18 protein-coding genes and 1 riboswitch are annotated in these 22,736 nt (G+C 64.7%); of the genes, 11 read left to right on the top strand and 7 right to left on the bottom strand.

Features of this window, described 5'->3' with window-relative positions; all coding sequences use genetic code 11:
- Positions 1-167 precede the first annotated feature (167 nt).
- The 7 genes from HU772_RS22545 (at position 168) to HU772_RS22515 (ending at position 8,286) form a co-directional block, all read left to right on the top strand.
- On the top strand, positions 168-1,925 hold the full coding sequence (locus tag HU772_RS22545) for a carbamoyltransferase family protein (RefSeq protein ID WP_186656215.1): 1,758 nt from the start codon (positions 168-170) through the stop codon (positions 1,923-1,925).
- A complete protein-coding gene (locus HU772_RS22540) occupies positions 1,909-3,039 on the top strand; it encodes a glycosyltransferase (RefSeq protein ID WP_186656213.1) in 1,131 nt (376 codons plus the stop codon). The genes HU772_RS22545 and HU772_RS22540 overlap by 17 nt, the downstream gene beginning before the upstream one ends.
- Positions 3,039-3,935 carry an antimicrobial resistance protein Mig-14 gene (locus tag HU772_RS22535; protein ID WP_186656211.1) on the top strand — a complete coding sequence of 299 codons (897 nt, stop codon included), beginning with the start codon at positions 3,039-3,041 and terminating at the stop codon, positions 3,933-3,935. The genes HU772_RS22540 and HU772_RS22535 overlap by 1 nt, the downstream gene beginning before the upstream one ends.
- On the top strand, positions 3,932-5,332 hold the full coding sequence (locus HU772_RS22530; protein WP_186656209.1) for a PIG-L deacetylase family protein: 1,401 nt from the start codon (positions 3,932-3,934) through the stop codon (positions 5,330-5,332). The genes HU772_RS22535 and HU772_RS22530 overlap by 4 nt, the downstream gene beginning before the upstream one ends.
- Before the next feature lie 103 nt (positions 5,333-5,435).
- Complete coding sequence (locus HU772_RS22525) at positions 5,436-6,257, top strand: DUF6625 family protein (RefSeq protein ID WP_225923168.1); 822 nt, start codon at positions 5,436-5,438, stop codon at positions 6,255-6,257.
- The gene (locus HU772_RS22520) at positions 6,254-7,405 is read left to right on the top strand and encodes a glycosyltransferase (RefSeq protein WP_186656198.1); all 1,152 of its coding nucleotides are present in this window, start codon (positions 6,254-6,256) and stop codon (positions 7,403-7,405) included. The genes HU772_RS22525 and HU772_RS22520 overlap by 4 nt, the downstream gene beginning before the upstream one ends.
- A complete protein-coding gene (locus tag HU772_RS22515; protein WP_186656196.1) occupies positions 7,402-8,286 on the top strand; it encodes a glycosyltransferase in 885 nt (294 codons plus the stop codon). Before HU772_RS22520 ends, HU772_RS22515 begins: the two co-directional genes overlap by 4 nt.
- Before the next feature lie 48 nt (positions 8,287-8,334).
- Here HU772_RS22515 and HU772_RS22510 read toward each other — a convergent pair whose 3' ends face one another.
- Complete coding sequence (locus tag HU772_RS22510) at positions 8,335-10,179, bottom strand: bifunctional O-antigen ligase/aminoglycoside phosphotransferase family protein (RefSeq protein WP_186656194.1); 1,845 nt, start codon at positions 10,177-10,179, stop codon at positions 8,335-8,337.
- Between the two features lie 147 nt (positions 10,180-10,326).
- Here HU772_RS22510 and msbA point away from each other — a divergent pair, with 147 nt between their 5' ends.
- Both msbA and hldE read left to right on the top strand, forming a co-directional pair.
- Positions 10,327-12,132 (top strand): lipid A export permease/ATP-binding protein MsbA, encoded by a 1,806-nt coding sequence (gene msbA / locus HU772_RS22505; RefSeq protein WP_186656178.1) that lies wholly within the window; start codon positions 10,327-10,329, stop codon positions 12,130-12,132.
- A 139-nt stretch (positions 12,133-12,271) separates the two neighbouring features.
- Positions 12,272-13,693: a bifunctional D-glycero-beta-D-manno-heptose-7-phosphate kinase/D-glycero-beta-D-manno-heptose 1-phosphate adenylyltransferase HldE gene (hldE, locus tag HU772_RS22500; RefSeq protein ID WP_186656166.1), complete on the top strand. Its 1,422-nt coding sequence runs from the start codon at positions 12,272-12,274 to the stop codon at positions 13,691-13,693.
- Between the two features lie 105 nt (positions 13,694-13,798).
- Here hldE and HU772_RS22495 read toward each other — a convergent pair whose 3' ends face one another.
- From HU772_RS22495 to HU772_RS22480, 4 genes are all read right to left on the bottom strand, one after another.
- Positions 13,799-14,752: a metal ABC transporter ATPase gene (locus HU772_RS22495; RefSeq protein WP_186656164.1), complete on the bottom strand. Its 954-nt coding sequence runs from the start codon at positions 14,750-14,752 to the stop codon at positions 13,799-13,801.
- A gap of 37 nt (positions 14,753-14,789) precedes the next feature.
- Positions 14,790-15,602 carry an aldo/keto reductase gene (locus tag HU772_RS22490; protein ID WP_186656161.1) on the bottom strand — a complete coding sequence of 271 codons (813 nt, stop codon included), beginning with the start codon at positions 15,600-15,602 and terminating at the stop codon, positions 14,790-14,792.
- Complete coding sequence (locus tag HU772_RS22485; RefSeq protein ID WP_186656159.1) at positions 15,599-16,774, bottom strand: NAD(P)/FAD-dependent oxidoreductase; 1,176 nt, start codon at positions 16,772-16,774, stop codon at positions 15,599-15,601. Before HU772_RS22485 ends, HU772_RS22490 begins: the two co-directional genes overlap by 4 nt.
- A 165-nt stretch (positions 16,775-16,939) precedes the next feature.
- Positions 16,940-17,272, bottom strand: coding sequence for a DMT family transporter (locus HU772_RS22480; RefSeq protein WP_023632892.1), 333 nt, complete (start codon positions 17,270-17,272; stop codon positions 16,940-16,942).
- Between the two features lie 89 nt (positions 17,273-17,361).
- Here HU772_RS22480 and HU772_RS22475 point away from each other — a divergent pair, with 89 nt between their 5' ends.
- Both HU772_RS22475 and waaA read left to right on the top strand, forming a co-directional pair.
- Positions 17,362-18,252: a LysR family transcriptional regulator gene (locus HU772_RS22475; protein WP_186656157.1), complete on the top strand. Its 891-nt coding sequence runs from the start codon at positions 17,362-17,364 to the stop codon at positions 18,250-18,252.
- A gap of 52 nt (positions 18,253-18,304) precedes the next feature.
- Entirely contained in the window at positions 18,305-19,576 is a 1,272-nt protein-coding gene (gene waaA, locus HU772_RS22470) for a lipid IV(A) 3-deoxy-D-manno-octulosonic acid transferase (protein WP_186656155.1), read from the top strand.
- A 41-nt stretch (positions 19,577-19,617) separates the two neighbouring features.
- On the opposite strand, the gene HU772_RS22465 is transcribed toward waaA, so the two are convergent.
- Positions 19,618-20,589: an IS110 family RNA-guided transposase gene (locus HU772_RS22465; RefSeq protein ID WP_217858722.1), complete on the bottom strand. Its 972-nt coding sequence runs from the start codon at positions 20,587-20,589 to the stop codon at positions 19,618-19,620.
- 370 nt (positions 20,590-20,959) lie between these two features.
- Positions 20,960-22,393 carry a TolC family outer membrane protein gene (locus tag HU772_RS22460; protein WP_186662792.1) on the bottom strand — a complete coding sequence of 478 codons (1,434 nt, stop codon included), beginning with the start codon at positions 22,391-22,393 and terminating at the stop codon, positions 20,960-20,962.
- A gap of 163 nt (positions 22,394-22,556) precedes the next feature.
- Positions 22,557-22,663: riboswitch (TPP riboswitch) on the top strand.
- The last annotated feature ends 73 nt before the right edge of the window (positions 22,664-22,736 follow it).

The raw sequence follows: 22,736 nt of genomic DNA, 5'->3' as shown, positions 1-22,736 counted from the left end.
TCCGCCATCGAAATCGCCGGGGCTGCTGCGCAGCCCTTTCGCGACACAAGGCCGCTCCTACAAGGGGGCGGTGTGTCCGCCATCTTTGCGTTATAATCCCGCCCTTTAGCCGCCATCCGCCCGAGTGGCCGTTGGCGCACTTCATACCGATTTGAGAGGCTAGACCCTTGGCACTGACGATTCTTGGCCTGTCCGGCGCCCTTAGCCATGACCCTTCCGCGGCCCTGTACATCGACGGCAAGCTGATTGCCGCCGCCGAAGAAGAGCGCTTCGTGCGTGACAAGCATGCGAAGAACCGCATGCCCTACGAGTCGGCGAAGTTCTGTCTGGAACAGGCCGGCATCAAGCCGTCCGACGTCGATGTGGTCGCCATTCCGTTCGCCCCGATCAGCCTGTTCGGCAAGGCCCGCTGGCACTACGCCAAGCGCTACTGGTACGCCCCGGACCGCGCCCTCGACGCGCTGCTGATGGGCAACCGCCGCTACAAGCGCTACCGCAAGAAGATCGTCTGGTGCCTGGAGCAACTGGGCTTCGATCCGAAGAAGATCAAGATCGAGCCGGTCGAGCACCACCTGGCCCACGCCTCCAGCGCCTACCACTGCTCGGGCTTCAAAGAGAAGACCGCGATCCTTGGTATCGACGGCAAGGGCGAGTACGCCACCACCTTCTTCGGCTATGGCGAAAACGGCAAGATCCACAAGCTCAAGGAATTCTACGACCCGGACTCGCTGGGCGGCCTGTATGGCGCGATCACCGAGTTCCTCGGCTTCGAGATGCTCGACGGCGAGTTCAAGGTCATGGGCATGGCGCCGTACGGCGATGCCAGCAAGTACGATTTCTCGCGCCTGGCCAGCTTCGAAAACGGCGAACTGGTGATCAACACCGAGTACGCCAACGTCATCGGCCTGCGTCGCTATAAAGAAAAGGGCAAGGGTTTCTACTTCTCGCCAAAACTGATCGAGTGGCTGGGTCCGAAGCGCGAAGGCGACATCGCCGACGAGCCGTACATTCACTACGCGGCGAGCATGCAGGCGTTGTTCGAGAAGCTCGCCCTGCAGATGATCGACCACTACCTGGGCGACACGCTGAAAGAAACCGGCAAGTTGGCCTTCGCCGGCGGCTGCGCACTGAACGTCAAGCTGAACCAGAAGATCATCGCCCGTGACGATGTGAAAGAACTGTTCGTGCAGCCGGCCTCCGGCGACGCCGGTACCGCCGTTGGCGCCGCGGCCTATGTCTCCCACGCCCGTGGCGTGCCGGTCGAGAAGATGGAACACGTCTACCTCGGCCCGTCGTACTCCAACGAGGACGTGATCGCCGCCTGCGCCCGTCACCCGAACGCGCCGAAATGGCGCAAGCTCGACGACATGCCGCAGCGCATCGCCAAGATCATGGTCGACGGCAACCCGGTGGCCTGGTTCCAGGGCCGCATGGAGTTCGGTCCGCGCGCGCTGGGCGGTCGTTCGATCATCGGCTGCCCGAGCGTGCCGGGCGTGGCCGACCGCATCAACGAACAGATCAAGTTCCGCGAGCGCTGGAGGCCTTTCTGCCCGTCGATGCTCGACACTGTCGCCCCGCAGATGATCAAGGTCGATCATCCGGCGCCGTTCATGACCTTCACCTTCGAAGTGGCTGAAGAGTGGAAGACCCGTGTACCGGAAGTGGTCCACGAGGACGGTACGTCCCGTGCCCAGGTGCTCAAGCGCGAGTACAACCCGCGCTACTACGACATGATGAAGGCCCTCGAGTACCTGACCGGCAACGGTGTGTCGCTGAACACCTCGCTCAACCGCCGTGGCGAACCCATGATCTGCTCGCCGACCGATGCCCTGAACATGTTCTTCGGCTCGGACCTGCAGTACCTGATCATGGAAGACATCCTGGTGGTCAAGGACGGCGCCGCGCTTTATGACCAACCGATCTGAACCGCGCATCCTGCAGTTCTGCCATGGTTATGACGGGCCGTTCCTGGACTGTGCCCGTCAGTACGCGAGCCTGTTCCAGGGCCACGGCTACAAAGTCACCACGGTATTTCTCACCGGGGCCGCCGACGCACAGGTTGCCGCCGGTTGCGCCTCGGACGAGGTGCTGTTCCTGGAGTTCAGCTCCAAGGCCGTGCGCGGCCTGAAGCTGGGCGCCATCGCCGCGCTGCGCAAGATTGCCGCGCAGCGCCAGTTCAGTTTCTGCATCGCCCACCGGTTCAAGCCGATCTATGTTGCCCTGCTGGGCACCGGCCTGCCGGTGATCGGTGTGCACCATGCCTTCGGCGACTACCAACGCAAGGGCCGGCGGCTGTTCGCCAACCTGTTTCGCAAGCGTTTGAGCCTGCTGGGGGTGTCGGACGCGGTACGCGACGATATGCGTCGTTGCCTGGCGCAATGGCCGGCAGAGCGTATCCAGACCCTGTACAACCGCATCGATGTCGAAGCCTTGCAGGCCAGCCTGGTCCCGCGCGCCGAAGCGCGCCGTGCCCTGGGCCTGGATGAGCAGGCCTGGGTGGTCGGCAACGTCGGGCGCCTGCACCCGGACAAGGACCAGGCCACACTGCTGCGCGGATTCGCCCAGGCCTTGCCGGGGTTGCCGGCAGGTGCGCGCCTGGCGATCCTCGGCAAAGGCCGTCTCGAATCGAAGCTCAAGGCCCTGGCCGAGGAGCTGGGTATCGCTGGCCAAGTGGATTTCCTCGGCCAGGTGGCGGATGCGCGGCGTTATTTCCAGGCGTTCGACGTGTTCGCCCTGAGCTCCGACCATGAACCGTTCGGCATGGTCCTGCTCGAAGCCATGGTCGCCGGCGTGCCGCTGCTGGCCACCGCCTGTGGCGGCGCTCGCGAAGTGGTCGAGGGCGTGGGCGTGCTGTTCCCGCTGGGCGATGCCACGCAACTGGCCCAGGGCCTGCAGCACATGGCCGGGCTGGATGCGTCGCAGCGCGAGGCCTGCGCCCAGCACATGCTGCAGCGTCTGCACCAGCGTTTCAGCGACCAGGCGGTGCGTGATGCCTTCTGGGAGCTGGCGCAAGTACGTGCGCTGGTCGCGGAGGCTTGATGCTCAACTCTATTCAAGCCTGGCGTGAGCGCGGTTGGCAGGTGATCGACGCCGCGGCCTACCGCGAGGCGTGGCAGCGCTTCGGCGGCAGTGTCGCCACGCACCCGTTGGTGATCGAGCAACTGGCTGAACTGGCGCAGATTCCCGTGCGCTATCTGGGCTGGACCCAGGGTGGCGAGCTCAAGGCCGCGCTGCCGGCCTGGGGGCGTCATCTGGCGCTGTCCAAGGATGTGCTCAAGCGCCATGGCAAGAAAGGCCTGTTCGACCTGGGCAATGCCGAGATCATCTTGCCGGCCGCCGATGATGCCGCAGCACCCCTGCGTCACGCCGGGCGCTACCTGTCGGCGTTGAACCAGGGTCGTTTCACTGGCCTGAAGGCGCAACCCGAGCAGTTGGCCATGGCCCGCCCGCACGAGGACTTGTCGAAGAAGTTTCGCTATAACCAGCGACGCGAACTGCGCCTGCTGGAAGAAGCCGGCGGCCTGGTGCGACCGATCAGTGACTTCAGCGCCGCCGAGATCGCCGCCATGTACTGCGATCTGTTCCAGCGTCGCTGGGGGTTCCCGGCCACGGGGGCAGCGCGCATGGCTGAGGTGGTCGAGCGCTTGCGTGAGTTGTTGATTGGCTCGGTACTGTTCCTGGACGGCGCGCCGATCGCCATCCAACTGGTGTACCGCGTCGAGTCCACGCAGTGGATCAGCGTCGAGTACGTCAACGGCGGAGTCGACCCTGAAACCAAGGCGTTCAGCCCCGGCAGCGTATTGAGCTTCCTCAATACCCAGGCGGCCTGGGAAGATGCCAACGCTCGCGGCAAGGCACTACGTTTCTCCTTCGGGCGTGCCGATCGTGAGTACAAGGACCGTTGGTGCAACCCTGTGCCGGTGTTCCAGTCATGAGCCGCAAGCAGCAACTGCTCAAGCGTCATCGACGCAACAAGCGCATCGGCTTGCTGGTGGCGTTGGGCGTACTGCTGGCGCTGGGCGTCTGCACCTGGTGGTGGCTGCCGCTGCTGTTGCTGCCGCTGCTCTGGGTGGCCCATGAAGCCTGGTTCGCCGACCATCTGTTCTATGCCGCGGACGACGACTACGCCTACGACTTCGCTCAGGCCGATGAAGTCCCTGGGGTCACGCTCGAGGCGGGGCGGCTGGTCGCGCCCGGCTTGCAGCTGGAGGGTAACGAGACCCTGATGGTCCAGGTCGGCCTGCGCTGTGGCTGGCTCGGGCGTTTCCTTGACCCCGGCGTGCGCCTGTCCAGTACCGAGGGCGAAGACCTGCAGGTGTTCGAGCGCGGCGTGCGTGGCTTGCGCTACCTCAACCTCGGTGGTCTGGAACAAGCCTTGGCCGAAGGGCGCCTGAGCTTGAAGGGGCGCTTCTGCCGGCTGGTTGGCCAACCGCGTTTGTGGCTGTTCCGCCAGGCCGATCCCCGTCGGCAACGGGTCATGGTCATCGCGCCCCACGCCGATGATGCCGAACTGGCGGCCTTTGGTTTGTACAGCCAGGCCGACGAAGCCTGGATCGTGACCCTGACCGCAGGCGAAATCGAGGCCGAGCATTACCAGCAGATGGGCCTGACCCGCGTCGAGGCCGCGCGCCTGAAAGGGCGCCTGCGAGCCTGGGACAGCCTGGCGGTGCCGCGCTGGGCCGGCGTGGCGCAAGAGCGCTGCGTGCAATTGGGGTACTTCTGCCTGCAACTGCCGGCCATGCGCGAGGCACCGGAGCAAGCAGTGGGCTCGCGGGAAGCCGACCTGCTCGATACCCGGCTGTTCCGTCAATTCAACAGCCTGGCCCTGCCGGGCGACGATGGCGTGCCGAGCTGGAACAACCTGCTGGCCGATTTGCGTGCGCTGCTGCTCAAGGCGCGCCCACAGGTCATCGTCATGCCGCACCCGATCCTCGACCCGCACCCCGACCATGTCTGCGCCCAGCAGGCGGTGCGCGAGGCCCTGCAGGGGCTCGAGTGGCAGCCGCAACTGCTCCTCGGCTACGCCAACCACCTGCACGACAACGACCGCTGGCCGATGGGCGACAGCGGCGCGGGGGTGGCATTGCCGCCGGTGATCGAGGCGCAGGCGCTGGGCACGCCCTGCAGCCTGTCGCTTGACCCGCAACGGCAATACGACAAGGCCATGGCGCTGGGTATGATGCATGACTTGCAGCCGCGGCTGCCGTTCAAGCGCCGCCTGCGTCGGCTGATCCAGCGCTGCCTGGCCGGGCGTCGCGCCTCGCCGTTCGGCGAGAACGAGTTCTTCCGCAAAGCAGTGCGTCGTCACGAGCTGTTCTGGATCCTCAAGTAGAAAAGCGATGTACGGATACATCAGATAAAGTGAGCTTCAAGTGAACCTACCGACTCCTCGTGTCCTGTTCGTCATCCCGTATTTCGGGCAATGGCCGTTCTGGATGCCGTTCTTCCTCGAGAGTTGCCGACGCAACGCGGATATCGACTGGCTGTTGTTCAGCGACTGCGGCATGCCCGCCGATGTGCCGGCCAACGTGCGCATCGAGGCGATCAGCTACACCGACTACTGCAAGTTGGTGTCCGCGCGCCTGGGCATCGATTTCGCGCCCGAGCAGCCGTACAAACTGTGCGATATCAAGCCCGCCCTGGGCTATATCCATGCCGACCGTCTGGAAGGCTATGACTTCTGGGGCTTCGGCGATATCGACCTGGTGTATGGCGACCTGCGGGCGTATTTCACCAATCAGCGCCTAGCGCGGTTCGACTTCTTCTCCACCCATGAGCGACGCGTGGCCGGACACCTGTGCCTGATGCGCAACACGCCGTGCAAGCGCGCCTTGTTCATGGGCATGAAGGGCTGGCGCACGCGGTTCACCGATCAGGAGCACCATGCCCTCGACGAAGGGGCATTCAGCCGCCTGTTCCTGCGCCGCAAGAACCTGCCCAAGCCGTTGTTCAAGCTGTTTGGCCAGTTGAACCCGTTGCGGCGGCGCAGTGATTTCACCGAGGCCTACAGCACACCAGACGGCTGCATTGCCTGGCATGACGGCAGCTCGGTGTTCCCAAAGGCCTGGTACTGGCGCGAAGGGCGCCTGAGCAACGACCTGGATGGCGAGCGTACCTTCCCTTATTTCCATTTCGTGTGCTGGAAGCGCAACGAATGGTCGGCGCTGCCCAAGCCCGACCCGCAGCAGGTACGTGAAATGGCCGCCGCGCCCAACTGGGTCATTACCGACCGCGGTTTTCATCAGGAAAACGTATGAAGCAGCGCTACAAGGTCTTGCAGTTGCAGCCGGACTACAACATCAAGCAGCATGATTTCGCCGACCTGGCCGAGCAGATCTTCAAGGCGCTGCCGGCCGAGCGCTTCGACACCACGATGGCGTTTCTCAAGGGCAAGCCGGGCCCTGGCCAGCCGGTGAGCCGGGCCGACCGCTCGGTGTACTTCGAATTCTCCGACAAGGCGCTCAAAGGCATGCGCCTGAAAGCTTCCTGGCAGCTGTTCCAGTTTTGCCGGCGAGAAAAATTCGACGTGGTCATCTGCAACCGCTTCAAGCCGGTGAACATGCTGCTGCAACTGAACCGCTGGCTGAAGATCCCGTTGTGCATCGGTATTTCCCATGGTTTCGGCGAATACGACCGGTTTTATCGCCGGCGCCAGGCGCAGCGCCTGATCGGTCCTGCCTGGCAGTTCGTCGGTGTTTCTCCCGCAGTCAAGCAGTACCTGCTTGACTGCAAGTGTGGCTTTACCGATGCCAACACCCATGGCATCACCAATGCCATCGATATCGAGCAGGCCGAAGCCCTGCAGCTTGACCGCGCCGAGGCCCGGCAGCGACTCGGCTTGGCACAGGATGCCCGCCTGATCGGCGCGCTCGGGCGACTGGTGCCGGTCAAGGGACACACCTATCTGATCCAGGCGTTCGCCGCACTCAAGGACAAGTACCCCGACGCGCAACTGGCCATCATTGGTGCCGGGCGCGAGCAGGCACGTCTGCAGGCAGAGATCGAGCGCCTGGGCCTGGACGGGCGGGCGCACCTGCTGGGATTCCGCGAGAACGCCCTGCAGTATGTCCGCGCCTTCGATGTGTGGACCATGCCATCGCTGGCCGAAGGGCTCGGCCTGGCCTTGCTGGAGGGCATGAGTGGCCACCTGCCGGTGATCGCCAGCGACGTGCCGGCCATGCTGCCGCTGATCGAAGGGGCCGGAGGCCTGGCGGTGAAGCCCGCCGACGTGGCCAGCCTGACCGCGGCCCTGGACAGCTACCTGGCCCTTGACGACCAGGCTCTGCGTGCCAAGGGCGAACAGGCGTTCGAGTATCTCAACCACCACCACGACATCGAAGTGTTCCGCCAGAAGTATCTGAAATTGATCGAGTCGGGCTTGTCCGCTGCAAAGGAGTCGAAATGACTGCGTACCAACCCCTGGTGACGGTGATCATCGCATCGTACAACCACGGGCCCTACATCGAGGAAAGCATCCTCAGTGTGCTCAACCAGACCTACCCGAACATCGAGCTGTTGGTCGTGGATGACGGCTCGCCCGACGACAGCGTGGAGCGCATCCAGCGGCTGCAGGAGCAATACGGCTTCGATTTTCGCGTGCAGAAGAACATGGGCCTCACCCACACGCTCAACAGCGCGGTGGCCCGGGCCAAGGGCGAGTTGATCGCGCCATTCGGTTCCGACGACATCATGATGCCGGATCGTATCGCCATCCAGGTCGAGTACATGGCCGACAAGCCGGAAGTAGGGATCTGCGCCGGCAACATCGAACTGATCGATTCGCAGGGCGCGCTGTTCCCCGAGGAGCGTCAGCGCCGTAACGTGCCGTTCCGGCGCCTGGACTTCGAGGACATGTTCCTCGAGCGCAAGCCTTATCCGCCGGCGCCCACGCTGCTGTTCCGCCGCGAAGCCCTGGAGAAGGTCGGCGGTTTCGACCCGAACATTCGCCTCGAGGACTTGCTCATCGAGCTGAAGGTCACCCGTGCCGGCTACTTCATCGATGGCCTGAGCGTGGTCATGGCGCGTTACCGCAAGCACGCGACCAACTCCTACAAGAACCACCGCTTCATGATCGACAACATCATGCGCACCTACGCCTTGTTCCGCGACCACCCCTGCTATGAAGAGGTGAAGTACAAGGCGTTGAACTCGATGTTCCTGAAAACCAGCAACCGTGACCGGGTGCTGGCGCGCGAGCTGCTCGCGCAGATCCCGTTGCGGCGCTTTACCCGCAAGACCTGGCGTGGCCTGGGGCGGCTGTATTTCAGCCCGCTGGACCGTAGCTGAACTCACAATGCACAAGGGGCGCGATGCGCCCCTTGTGCTGTCTGGATATCAGGCCTTGGCGACCTGGATGTGGCGCTCCAGGCGCGCCACGGCCCGGGCGCTGGCCTGCTCGGCATAGCCGGTGAGCAGTTGCGCGGCGTTTTCCTCGAACAACCAGCCACGGTCTTCCTGGTAGCGCTGCATATGGCGCAGGTTGCGCTGGCGCAGCTCCAGCGACAGTGACGACGGCAGGATGCGCATGTCGGCCACATCGATCAGGGCCAGCTCACCCTGGTTCACCAATACATTGCCCAGGTGCAGCGAGCGGAAGTACACGCCGTGCTCGTGCAGGCGTGCCAGGTAGCGGCCGAAGGCGAGGGTCAGGGTCTGCCGCGCTTGTGCCGAGGGCGCCTGTTCCAGGGCCTGGCGCAAGGTCTGCCCCGGCAGCGGCTGGTAGTGCACGGCGCTGCTGCCATCGGTGAAGCGGTACAGGCCGAGGATGCGCGGCGCCACGAAGCCCAGGGTAACCAATTGTTGGCTGTTGTTGGCAAAGCGTGTGGCATAGGGGTTGAAGCTGCCAGAGGTGAACCAGCGACGGCGGCGGAACAGCTTGAGGAAGCTGCCATCGGCAAGGCGCAGGACTTTCGGCCCCAGGCCGTCTTCCTCGATGACCTGGGCATCGGCCATGAGTTGGCGTGCAGGTTCCGGGGCCAGGGCCTGCATCACCTGGCGCGGCAGGTAGCCGGTGCGTCGGGCGATGTTCAGGGCGGCAATCAGGGCGAGCGGGATCCACAGCAGGAACCAGTGCTCCTTGGGGCGGGACATGATGCCGCCGCCCTCGGTCAGGCCGGCACCGATCCCGTACATCAACAGGGTCGAGGCCAGCACGAACAGAGGCTGAGCGCGATGGCGCCAGCCGCTGTACAGGCCGTATCCCAGCAGCCCAAGCCACGGCAGCAGGCCGACCAGGCCCACATCGTAGAGCACGCCCAAGGCGAAGTTGTGCGGTTCGCTCAAGGTGTAGCCGGTGCCAGGATCCAGTGCCAGCGACGTGTCATAGCCGTGGCCCAGCAGTGGACGCTGGCTGATCAGCTCGAGCACCATGCGCCAGATTTCAAAGCGGAACGACGAGCCGCGCTCCAGAATCATCTGCCCGAACAGCAGCACGGTCGCCACCGCGGCCACCACCAGGCCGGCCAGCAGGAGCTTGGCGCGGCCGTCGCGGCGCAGGCAGGCCAGCCAGATCGCCGCCAGGGTCATGGCCAGCAGCGGGGTGCGTGACCCTGTGGTCAGGATCAGCCCGCACATCACCGCCAGGGCGCAGCCACTGAGTGCCAGTATCCGCAAGTCGCGGCAGGTCATGCAGAGCACAAGCCAATAGATGCTGAAGAAGCCAAACAGGTGCGAGCTGAGCAGCGGGTTGTCCAGTGCGCCGCCACCGATCAGGCGTTGATCAATCGGCGGGTGCTGGAAAAATTCGATCAGCGCGGGCAGTGTGCCGAACAGCGCCACCAGCGCACTGGCCAGCAGCACCGGTTGCAACGCCTCCAGGCGGTGCCGTACCAACAGGGTCATGCCAGCGAACAGCATGAAAATATGCAACGGGCGCTTGGCCAGGCTGGAGGCGCTGTCTTCGGTACCGCTCCAGCCCAGGCTGATTAGGGCGATGGCGGCGAACAGCACGAACAGGAGCACCAGCGGTTCTCGCAGCAACGGCTTGAGTTCGCCTGGACGCACGCACAGGGCGAGCAGCGTCGGGATGCTGAACAGTGCGTAGTAGAGCTTGTGCTGCAAGCTGCGCTCTGGGAACAGGAACAGTGCGCTGAGCAGGAAGAACAAGCCGGCCGGCAGCAGCCACAGGCTGATCGTATCGAAGAGGCGATTGGCCCCGGTCTTGACGCAACTCAGATGCATGGCAGGGAACGATGGTTGAAAAAGGGGCGGCCATGTTAGCGCAAGTTGCCGGGCGGCGCGCTGTCATCTGGCCAGCGTCGACGGAGTGCCGGTGGCGCCGGGAAGCTGTGGTAAAGTCTGCGTCCCACTATAGATTGCTCACCTGTCATGACCGAAACCAGCGGCTCCTCCAGCCCTTCGTGCCTGAAGATCTACTTCCGCCTGCTCGGCTACGTGCGGCCTTATATCGGCCTGTTCCTGCTGAGTATCGTGGGCTTTCTGATCTTCGCCTCGACCCAGCCGATGCTCGGCTACATTCTCAAGTATTTCGTCGACGGGCTGTCCAACCCCGAGGCCAGCCTGTTCCCCAACGTGCCCTACCTGCGCGACCTGCAACTGCTGCACACGGTGCCGGTGCTGATCATCCTGATCGCCGCCTGGCAGGGGCTGGGCTCCTACCTGGGCAACTACTTCCTGGCCAAGGTCTCCCTGGGCCTGGTCCATGACCTGCGGGTGCAGTTGTTCAACAACCTGCTGACCCTGCCGAACCGCTACTTCGACCAGACCAACTCCGGGCGCCTAATCTCGCGGATCACCTTCAACGTGACCATGGTCACCGGCGCGGCCACCGATGCGATCAAGGTAGTCATCCGCGAAGGCATGACCGTGGTCTTCCTGTTCGGCTCGCTGCTGCTGATGAACTGGCGCCTGACCCTGGTGATGGTCGCCATTTTGCCGCTGATCGCCTTCATGGTCGGTCGGGCCAGCAAGAAGTTCCGCAAGCAGAGCAAGAAGATCCAGGTGGCTATGGGCGATGTCACCCATGTCGCCTCGGAAACCATCCAGGGCTATCGCGTGGTGCGCAGCTTCGGTGGCGAAGGCTACGAGCGCGAACGTTTCCTCCTGGCCAGCCAGAGCAACACCGACAAGCAACTGCGCATGACCCGCACCGGCGCCATCTACACGCCGCTGCTGCAGCTGGTCATCTATATCGCCATGGCCATCCTGATGTTCCTGGTGCTGTACCTTCGCGGCGACTCCTCGGCTGGCGACATGGTGGCCTACATCACCCTGGCCGGCCTGTTGCCCAAGCCGATTCGCCAGTTGTCCGAGGTCAGTTCGACCATCCAGAAAGGCGTGGCCGGTGCCGAGAGCATTTTCGAGCAACTGGACGAGCCGCAGGAAATCGACCAGGGCACCGTCGAGCGCGACACCTTGAGTGGCCGCCTCGAGGTACGCAACCTCAGCTTCACCTACCCAGGCACCGAACGCCAGGTGCTCAGCGACATCAACTTCGTGGCCGAGCCGGGCCAGATGGTGGCGTTGGTCGGGCGTTCGGGCAGCGGCAAGTCGACATTGGCCAGCCTGATTCCGCGCTTCTACCACCACACCCAGGGCGAGATCCTGCTCGACGGTGTCGAGGTGGAGGACTTCAAGCTGCTCAACCTGCGCCGGCACATTGCCCAGGTGACCCAGCATGTCACCCTGTTCAGTGACACGATTGCTAACAATATCGCCTATGGCGACTTGGCCGGCGCCCCGCGCGAAGCCGTCGAGGCCGCGGCCGAGGCGGCCTACGCCAAGGACTTCGTCGAGCAACTGCCGCACGGCTTCGACACCCAGGTCGGGGAAAACGGCGTGCTGTTGTCCGGCGGCCAGCGCCAGCGTCTGGCGATCGCCCGGGCGCTGCTCAAGGACGCGCCGCTGCTGATCCTCGACGAGGCCACCTCGGCCCTGGATACCGAGTCCGAGCGGCATATCCAGGCCGCCCTGGACCATGTCATGAAGGGCCGCACCACCCTGGTGATCGCTCACCGTCTGTCGACCATCGAAAAGGCTGACATGATCCTGGTGATGGACCAGGGCCGCATCGTCGAGCGCGGTAACCACGCCACGCTGATGGCGCAGAACGGCTATTACGCCCGCCTGCATGCCATGGGTCTGGACGAGCCCGACACCGCCGACATGACCTGACGCCTGGCCGGGCGGCGGTGCCCACCAGGCCCGCCGCCGTCGCGCCAATCCCCGACAGATGCCTGAACCGCTGCGGTCAGACGTTTGTTCGCCTGTGCTAATATCCTGCCCCTGTTCACTTTTCCAATATGGGTTGCCCATGAAGTTGTCCATGCCGCGTTTCGATCAAGCCCCCGTATTGGTGGTCGGCGATGTCATGCTCGACCGCTACTGGCATGGCGGTACTTCGCGAATTTCGCCTGAAGCGCCGGTGCCGGTGGTCAAGGTCGACCAGATCGAGGACCGCCCCGGCGGCGCGGCCAACGTTGCCTTGAACATCGCCGCTCTGGGCGCGCCGGCCGCGCTGGTCGGTGTCACCGGCCAGGACGAGGCGGCCGACAGCCTTGCCAATAGCCTGCAGGCCGCCGGCGTGCGCTCGATCTTCCAGCGCATCGCCCACCAGCCGACCATCGTCAAACTGCGGGTGATGAGCCGTCACCAGCAGTTGCTGCGCATCGATTTCGAAGAACCCTTCGCCACCGACCCGCTGTCGCTGGGCGCTGAGGTCGACGGCCTGCTCGAAGGCGTCAAGGTGCTGGTGCTGTCCGACTACGGCAAGGGCGCGCTGAAGAACCACCAGGCGCTGATCCAGGCTGCTCGCGGCAAGGGCATTCCGGTGCTGGCCGACCCCAAGGGCAAGGATTTCTCGATCTACCGCGGCGCCAGCCTGATCACGCCGAACCTCAGCGAGTTCGAAACCATCGTTGGCCGTTGCGCCGATGAGGCTGAGCTGGTCGCCAAGGGCCTGCAATTGCTCGAGGAGCTGGACCTGGGCGCCTTGCTGGTGACCCGTGGCGAACACGGCATGACCCTGCTGCGCACCGGCCACCCGGCCCTGCACCTGCCGGCCCGTGCCCGCGAAGTGTTCGATGTCACCGGTGCCGGCGATACGGTGATTTCCACCCTGGCCGCCGCCATCGCCGCTGGCGAGGACCTGCCCCATGCCGTGGCCCTGGCCAACCTGGCCGCCGGTATCGTCGTTGGCAAGCTGGGTACCGCCGCCATCAGTGCGCCTGAGCTGCGCCGGGCGATCCAGCGCGAGGAAGGTTCCGAGCGCGGTGTGCTGGGCCTGGAGCAACTGCTGCTGGCCATTGACGATGCCCGTGCGCACAACGAGAAGATCGTCTTCACCAACGGCTGCTTCGATATCCTCCACGCTGGCCATGTCACCTACCTGGAGCAGGCGCGTGCCCAGGGCGACCGCCTGATCGTCGCGATCAACGACGATGCCTCGGTCAGCCGCCTGAAAGGCCCGGGCCGGCCAATCAACAGCGTCGACCGGCGCATGGCCGTGCTGGCCGGCCTCGGCGCGGTGGACTGGGTGATCAGCTTCCCCGAGGACACCCCCGAGAACCTGCTGCGCCAGGTCAAGCCGGATGTGCTGGTCAAGGGCGGCGACTATGGCATCGACCAGGTGGTCGGCGCGGATATCGTCAAGGCCTATGGCGGCACGGTGAAGGTGCTGGGGCTGGTGGAAAACAGCTCGACCACGGCGATCGTCGAGAAGATCCGTAAGCACTGAGCCGGATCATCGTGGGCTTGGCACCGGCAAAGCCGGCTCCTATAGCACCTGTCCTTGGGGGCGTGGGAGCCAGCCTTGCTGGCGAGCCAGGCGCTGTAGTGTGCGCTAGAGGACGCGGGCGAGCAGTTTTTTCGCCTTGTCACTGAACCGCTCCAGGTGTGACGCCGGCTCGCGCTTGCGCTCGACCAGGCCTTGTTGCTTGAGCCAGTCCTTCCAGCGCACCCGTTCATCCCGCACTACCCAACCTTCCTGCTGGGCAAAGCTCTCGGCCAGCCACAAGCCACGTGTGCTCGCTGGCAGCAACTGGTCCTTCCTCAGGGTGAACAGCTCGGCCAGCGGCTGACCGTCCTGCAACGGCATCAGGTACAGATCCGGCCGCTTGCGGTTGAGTCGTGCCACCAACTGGTCGCCTTCGAGCCGTTCATCGACATGGAACAGGCTCAACGACTTGGCCTCCCGGGGCACCTGCAAGCGCAGGTCGTAGATCAGCTGCAGCGACGCCGTGGGCAGGTGCACGTAAGCGCGTGGCCGCTCGAGCAGCATCAGGTTGGCGCAATGCACCGGGCGGGCGGCGCCGGATGCCGGCGTCAGCACGAAGGGCAGGGCTTCACGGTAGTGCAGGGCGGCGGCATAGGGCGCCGGTAGCCAGGTGTCGTTGAAGCGCCCGCCAAGCCAGCCTTCCGGCGTTTCCAGCAAGCATTCCTCGGCTACTTCCTGGATGGCGGTGTGCAGCGGCAGGTTCAGCTCATGGGCGGGCACGTAGCCAGAGATCAGCTTGAGCACCACATCACCACGGTCCTGGCGACGCTGGCGCACCAGCACCCAGTAGTCGCGGCCTTGCCAGTGCAGGGTCAGGCGTACCGACACGCCGAGGTTGGCCAGCTCGACCACGAAACGTTCCGGGTCGGCCAGCTGGATGGCCTTGCGCCGCTGCAGGGTCTGGGCGAAATTCAGCGGCATGCCGATGCTCTGGTAGGTCAGGCCATCGGGCGTGGCCTCGACGTGCAGCGGCAGGGTCTTGAAGTTGCTCGGATTCTTGCGGATCAGCGTTCGCGGCACGAGGCTCCTCCTTGCATTGAATCCCCGCCCCTGCGGCTCAGTGGCGGCCGAGGATGCGGGCGACGGTGGCCACGTTGTGGGCCAGGTGCACCGGGTTGATGGTGCCGACAATGGCACTGCTCACGCCGGGGTGGGCAAACAGCAGCTCGAAACTGGCCTGTACCGGGTCAACCCCCGGCGCCAGGCAGATGTGCCCGCTGGCCAGGGCTTTCTTCACCAGGATGGCCTTGCCGTGTTCGGCAGCGTAGTCGAGCACCGGGCGCTCCGCCTGCTCGTTGAGGTTGTAGGTGACCATGGCGCAATCACCTTGCTCCAGCGCCTTGAGGCCACCGGCGACGGTCTTGCCCGACAGGCCATAGCCGAGGATCTTGCCTTCCTGCTTGAGCGCCGCGAGTGTCTCGTAGACCCCTTGCTGCTCGAGGATCGCCAGGTCGTTGCCGTCGGAATGCACCAGCACCAGTTCGATACGGTCGGTTTCCAGGCGCTTGAGGCTGCGCTCCACCGACAGGCGGGTATGCGCGGCGCTGAAATCGAAGTGCGACCGGCCGTCGTCGAACTCTTCGCCAACCTTGCTGACGATCACCCACTGTTCGCGTTGACCGCGCAGCAACGGGCCGAGGCGTTCTTCGCTGCGGCCATAGGCCGGCGCGGTGTCGATCAGGTTGATGCCCAGCTCGCGGGCCTGGGCCAGTAGCAGGCGAGCGGCTTCGTCATCGGGAATGGTGAAGCCGTTGGGGTACTTCACACCCTGGTCGCGGCCAAGCTTGACCGTGCCCAGGCCCAGTGGCGAAACCCGCAGGCCGGTGCTGCCCAGCGGGCGGTGATGATCGTGCAGGGTCGGCAGGCTCATGGCAGCAGTTGCTCCCAGGCCGGGATGCCCAGTGCTGGACGAGGCAGGTCGGTGAGCGCGGGGTGCGCGCCCGGGCGAATGCCATCGCGTTCAAAGGCGGCCAGTACACGGTCGGCGAAGTCCGGCGCCAGGGCCAGTTTGGTCGGCCAGCCCACCAGCAGGCGTTGCTGCTCGGCGAGGAACGCGTTGTCTGGGCGCACCAGGCCTGATTGCGCGGGCTCGGCACGGTCGATGCGCAGGGTTGCCCAATGCATTTGGCTCTGGTCGACCCAGGGCATCAGGCTGGCGACTTCCTTTTGCGCCGCGGCGATCTGCGCGGCGGGCTCACGGGCCACGCCATCGGCTTCGGCCAGGTCGCCACCGAGGTACCACACCCACTGGCCGTCAGCCGCCGGGTGGGTGGTCACGGTGATGCGTGGCTTGGGTCCGCCGCCCAGGCAGTGGGCGTACAGTGGCTTGAGGTTCGGGCCCTTGGCCAGGACCATGTGCAGCGGTCGGCGCTGCATGGCTGGCTGGCTGAGGCCGAGGGCGCGCAGCAGCTCTTCGGTGCCGCCACCGGCGCTGAGGACGATGCGTTGCGCGCGGATTTCGCGGCCATCGACGATCAGCCCGACCAGCTCATCGCCGTCGCGCAGCGGTTCGATGCGTTCGCCGGCCAGCAGGCTGTCGCCAGCCAACTGGGCCAGGTTGGCCAGCAGGCTAGGCACGTCGATGACCAGTTCGGCCAGGCGGTAGACCTTGCCCTTGAAGGCGCGATCCTGCAGGGCTGGTGGCAATAGCTCGCCCTTGACCTGGTCGACCCGGCCGCGCACGGCCTTGCTGGCGAAGAAACTGGTGAGGTTGCCGGCCAGGGTGCCGGGCGACCACAAGTAATGGGCATCGGACAGCAGGCGGGTGCTGGTGAGGTCCAGTTCGCCATCGCCGGCCAGCGCTTCGCGCCAGCGCCGTGGCATGTCGGCGATGGCCTCGGAGGCACCGGTAAGGGCGCCGTGCAGGGCGTACTTGGTGCCGCCATGGATGATGCCTTGCGACTTGATGGTCTGCTCGCCGCCCAGGCTGGCGCGCTCCACCAGCACGGTCGAATAGCCCTGGCGGCGCAGCCGGGCATTGAGCCAGAGACCTGCGACCCCGGCGCCGACGATCAGCACGTCAGTGGAAATGGCGGATGGCATGCGGGCACCTCGAAGACTGGGACAGGTGCGCAGTATACAGCGTCGGACCGGCATGGGTTTTGCGATCCGGGGGCTGCTGTGCAGCCCTATCGCGACACAAGGTCGCTCCTACAGGGATCGCGTGAATCCTGGGGCCGGCATGGCCGCAAATTCCTCAGGGGAGCATCAATGCCCGGCAGTATTGGAAAACACCTGGATCACCACCACGCCACCGACGATCATGGCCATGCCCAGCATCGCCGGCACATCCAGTTTCTGCCCATAGATCACCAGCGCCGCCACGCTGATCAGCACGATGCCCAGGCCCGACCAGATGGCATAGGCGATACCCACCGGAATGCTGCGCACTACCAGGGTCAGCATCCAGAACGCCACGCCATAGCCGCACACCATCAGCAGCAACGGCAGCGGCGTGCTCAGGCCCTTGACGGCCTTCATCGACGCAGTGGCGATGACTTCGGCGCAGATGGCGATGGCGAGATAGGTATAGGCGTTCATGGTGCGGGTCCTCCGTTGCTGGATGGGCATTCTAGGGAATCCCTGGATGCGGTAAAGTCATTTCCTATCTGTATTGGAGATAGGTTGTGATGGCCGAGCAGTGGAATCTGGACCAGCTTCGTCTATTTGTGCGCACCGCCGAGCTGCGTTCGTTCTCGGCCGTGGCCCGGGAGCAGCGCAAGGCGCAATCGGCGGTGAGCAGCGCCATCGCGCTGCTCGAGGCAGACCTGGGCGTGACCCTGTTCGAGCGCAGCAGTGGTCGCCAGCCGTGGCTGACCGAAAGCGGCGCCGCGCTGCTCGAGGACGCCCGCGAGCTGCTGCGCCAGTGCGAGCGCCTCGACGGTCGCGCGCTGGCGCTGATGCGGGGCCAGGAGGCGTTGCTGCGGGTGGCCCAGGACGAGGCCATGCCCTACCAGCCGGTGATCGACAGCCTGGATGAACTCGCCGCCCGCTATCCGTACCTCGAAGTGCAGCTGGCCAGCGGCGCCCAGGGCGATGTGGCGCGCAAGCTGGTGGAGCGGCGCGCCGACCTGGGGCTGTTCTTTCACCACGAAAGCATGCCCGCCTCGTTGGAGCGACGGGCCCTGGGCAGCGTCGAGATGGTCACGGTCTGCGCCATCGATCATCCGCTGGCACACCTGGCCAAGGTCACTCGCCAGCAACTGGCCCGCCACCGGCAACTGTTGATCACCCCGCAGCAGAGCGGCTACCCCGGCGGCGAGGCGATCAGCCCGCAGGTCTGGCGCTGCGACAGTTTCTACGCCATGGCCGAATTGCTGATGCGCGGCCTGGGTTGGGCCTGGCTGCCGCGTCATGTGGTGCAGTACCCCACATACCAGACGCAGATGGTCGAGCTCGACAGCGAGTGGCGCCCGCCGGCGCTGGTGGCGGAGCTGGCCTGGCGCCGCGATGCGCCGCTGGGCCCTGCGGCGCAATGGTTGGCCGAGCGCTTCGCCGTGCACCTGCGGGCGATCGGTTGAGGATTGACCGGGTGCAGGCCTTTTGCCGCGCTTCCTAGTAAACTCCGCCGCCATGAACAGAACTCTCTATACCTTGCTGTTTCACCTGGGCCTGCCGTTGGTCGCGCTGCGCCTGTTCCTGCGCGGACGCAAGGCGCCGGCCTACCGCCAGCGCATCGGCGAACGCTTCGCCTGCCGGCTGCCGGCGCTGCGCCAGGGGGGGATCTGGGTGCATGCGGTGTCGGTGGGCGAAAGCATCGCCGCCGCGCCAATGGTCCGCGCCCTGCTCAAGCAGTACCCGGACATGCCGATCACCCTCACCTGCATGACGCCGACCGGCTCCGAGCGCATCCGCGCGATGTTCGAAGGCGAGCCGCGAGTACAGCATTGCTACCTGCCGTACGACCTGCCCTGGGCGGCCGGGCGCTTTCTCGACCACGTGCGCCCGCGGCTGGGGGTCATCATGGAAACCGAGCTGTGGCCCAATCATATTCACCAGTGCGCCAGGCGCGGCATTCCGGTGGCGTTGGCCAATGCGCGGCTGTCGGCGCGCTCGGCCCGTGGCTATGCCCGTTTCGCCGGCCTGACCCGGCCGATGCTCGAGGAGATGAGCCTGATCGCCGTGCAGACTGAGACCGAGGCGCAGCGCTTCCGCGACCTGGGCGCGCGTCCGGAGTGCGTGCAGGTGACCGGTTCGATCAAGTTCGACCTGAAGATCGACGAGCAGTTGTTGCCCCGCGCCCAGGCGCTGCGTGGGCAGTGGGGCGCCACGCAGCGTCCGGTGTGGATCGCCGCCAGTACCCATGACGGCGAAGATGCGCTGATTCTCGAGGCCCACCGTGAGCTGCTCAAGGTGCACAGCGATGCGCTGCTGATCCTGGTGCCGCGTCATCCCGAGCGCTTCGATGCCGTGCACGGGCTGTGCGTCGAGCAGTTCGCCACGGTGCGCCGCTCGGGCGGCTCGGCGGTCGAGGCCGGCACCCAGGTATTGGTGGGCGACACCATGGGTGAATTGCTGTTCCTCTATGCCCTGGCCGACATCGCCTTCGTTGGCGGCAGCCTGGTGCCCACAGGCGGGCACAATCCGCTGGAACCGGCGGCACTGGCGTTGCCGGTGATCATGGGGCCGCACGTGTTCAACTTCCTTGAAATCAGCGCGATGTTGCGCGAGGCGGGGGCGTTGCAGCAGGTGGACGATGCCGAGGGTTTGGCTGGCGCGGTGCGTCGCTTGGTCGAGTTGCCGCAGGATGCGCGGCGCATGGGCGAGGCGGGCAGGGCGGTGATGCGGGCTAACCAGGGGGCGTTGCAAAGGTTGCTGGATGGGTTGGCTGCGTTGATCCGCTGACCTGTGAAATGGTGCGATCCCTGTAGATACCGTCTTGACTCTCACCCCGCAAGAGGGATTTTGGGGTCAAACGGTATCCCCGACTTCACCACCCCGTAAACCAGGTGCAGCAGCTTGCGCATCGCCGCGCAGACGATCTGTTTGTAAGCTTTGTGCCGGCTGCTCAACCGCTCTGCCAGTTCCTTCACAACAGGGTTATGTCTGATTGAGACAGTGCCTGACATCCACAAGCCTGCACGCAGCCTTGAGGCGCCTGTACGCGAAATAGTGCTCTTACCTATGAACTCTCCCGATTGCTGCACCACTGGGTTTAAGCCTGAAAACGCGACAATCGCAGAAGGGCTTTGGTATTTCAGTGGATCGCCCAGTTCGGCGAGCAGCAACGTAGCAGTGGTGTCACCCAAACCATCAATCGAGGTAATCAGCTCACGTCGCTTGCGCAGGTCTGGATCATCATCGATCGTCTGCTCGATGGCCTTCCTGGTCTTTTCCAGCTCTTCGTTGATGTGCCCGATTACGTCTTGAATCGACTGCTGTACCGCATCTAGTGCGACATCCAAACGATTCTGCTCCATCTGGCGCATTTCCTTGAGGTCGTCCAGTCGCCGCACCAGAGCACGCAAGCGGCGCTGCGCAGGGGGCTCAGGCTCCCACTGGCGAAGCGAGACAGCCTTTTGTTGGCCATAGGCAGCAATGACTTTGGCGTCAGCCTTATCTGTTTTGACGCGCCGAAGCTCCACGTCAGCGAATTTCGCAATCACCGCCGGGTTCAGAATGCACACCCGATAACCTTGGTTGTGACAGTGCTCGGCCAGCGCTTCGTGATAGATGCCTGTAGCCTCCATAACAATCCAGGCGCCTGGTTCAGCATGGCGCTCAAGCCAGTCGCTAAACTGCCTGAACCCTCCAGGATCATTGGACAGCTTGGCTTTGGTGCGCATCTTGCCATTGGGGAGCGGGATGGCAATGTCGAAAGATTTTTTGGCGACATCAACGCCAACAAAGACGGACATGATCTCCTCCTTCAAACTACGAAAGTCGATCACCCTACACTCAGTTCAACCTTGTTAATGCGTGCTCACGCCGGGGGCGGGCACTAGATACCGTTCGAACTCGTCGAGTGGGGTTGGAAGACCAGAGCGTTATCTACAGTGCGGGCTTGATGCCCTTGGAGCGGCTCTGCTTCAAGGCCTTCCCTCGATGATCAGTCGAGAACTTTCGCCTCTAGGGAGGCGAAAGTCGAGATACAAGGAGCGGCCTTGCGTCGCGAGAGGGGGGCGAAGCGCCCCCAGGATCGGCGCATTCCCGCAAGATCGCCGGGGCCGCTGTGCGGCCCTTTCGCGACACAAGGCCGCTCCTACACCGGCCGCGTGCTTCCTCGGCTCAAGGCCGGCGTTCGAAGTTCTTCGCCGCCGCGGCCGCCAGGTCCGGCGGCAGGAAATCCTTGTCCGGGTTGTAGTCGGCCTTCAGGTACCGCCCCAGGTCCTGCAGGTCTTGCGGGCTGAGTGTGCCGGCGGCCTGCTTGAGCCGCAGGTTGTCGAGGATGTAGTCGTAGCGGCTGTTGTTGTAGTCGCGCACCGAGGTGTACAGCTGGCGCTGCGCATCCAGCACGTCGACGATGTTGCGGGTGCCGACCTGGTAGCCGATCTCGGTGGCCTCCAACGCGCTCTGGTTGGAGATGATCGACTGCTTGCGCGCCTGCACCTGCTCGACATCGGTGTTCACCGCGCGGTGCAGGTTGCGGGTGTTCTCCACCACCTGGCGGCGCAGGCTCTCGCGCTGCTGCTCGCTCTGGGTCAGGCGCGAATAGGCTTCGCGCACTTGGGAGCTGGTCAGGCCACCGCTGTAGATCGGGATGTTCAGTTGCAGGCCGACGCTGGTCTGCTCGACGTCACCGCCATAGCGCACGCCGTTCTGCGAGGGGTTGGTGAAGCCCAGGTTGTCGTTGTCGCCTTTCTGGTACTTGGCCACCGCGTCCAGGGTCGGCGCATGGCCGGCCTTGCGCTGGCGCACGGTTTCTTCGGCCGCGGCCACGGCGTGGTTGGTGGCCAGCAGGTTCAGGTTCTGCCGCCCGGCGGTCTCGACCCAGGCCTTGGCGTCATTGGGCGTCGGCACTTGCACCGGCAGGCTGTGGACCACGCCCTGGATCGCGCTGTACTGGCGGTTGGTCAGGGTAATCAGGGCCTCGAAGGCATCCTGCACCTGGCGCTCGGCGATGATCCGGTTGGCCCGGGCAGTGTCGTAGCTGGCTTGCGATTGCAGCACGTCGGTCTTGTCCGAGAGGCCGACGTCGAAGCGCTCGTTGGACTGGTCCAGCTGACGCTTGAAGGCGGCTTCCTCGGCCTTGGTCGAAGCCAGGTTGTCCTGGGCGCGGAGCACGGCGAAGTAGTTCTCGGCGGTCTGCAGGATCAGGTTCTGTTCGGTGGCCGACAGCTCCAGCGCGGCTTGTTCGTTGACCGCTTCGGCGGCTTGCAACTGGAACCAGCGGTCGGCGCGGAAGATTGGTTGCGCCAGGGTGGCGCTCCAGGCATTGCCGCTGCGGTTGGAGGTGACCGACGGTTCGTCGAGCTTGGTGCGGGTGTTCATCATCTCGGCGCCGGCCGAGAGGTTGGGCAGCAGGCCGGCGCGGGCCTGGGGCACCACTTCGCGGCGGGCGCCGTAGTCGGCGCGGGCGGCCGCCAGGTCGGCGTTGTTGTCGACCGCCTCCTGGTAGACGCTGACCAGGTCGGTCTTCACCGTCGTGGGCGTATCCGCTGCCCAGACCACTCCGTTGGACGCACAAGACACGGCAATCGCCAGTGAGAGTTTGCGCAGCAGCATAGGGCAATCCTTGATCGAGATTTATTTACTGTACTGTCGGGTATCGAGCGATGGGCCAGTGTAGTGCCGCGCGCCTCCATCAACAATCCGCTGCTTGCGCCATTTATCACTGCTGGATTTACTCGCTTGGCTTTGCCGACCACTCCAGTCTAGACTGCGCATGTTCTTGTCGGGGTGCCTTGAAGCAAAGGCTGAGATCGCAGAGGTGCGGATCCCGTTGAACCTGATCAGGTTAGCGCCTGCGTAGGGAACAAGATTGCTCTCACATCCCGGGAGCCTCTTGTGCCAGGTCCGGGATCGCCACAGCTGCTTGCAGCCCACGGCACCCCATGTCCGGCAC

This window comes from Pseudomonas xantholysinigenes (assembly GCF_014268885.2).
Classification (GTDB): domain Bacteria; phylum Pseudomonadota; class Gammaproteobacteria; order Pseudomonadales; family Pseudomonadaceae; genus Aquipseudomonas; species Aquipseudomonas xantholysinigenes.
This window is presented reverse-complemented; position numbering and strand designations above follow the sequence as displayed.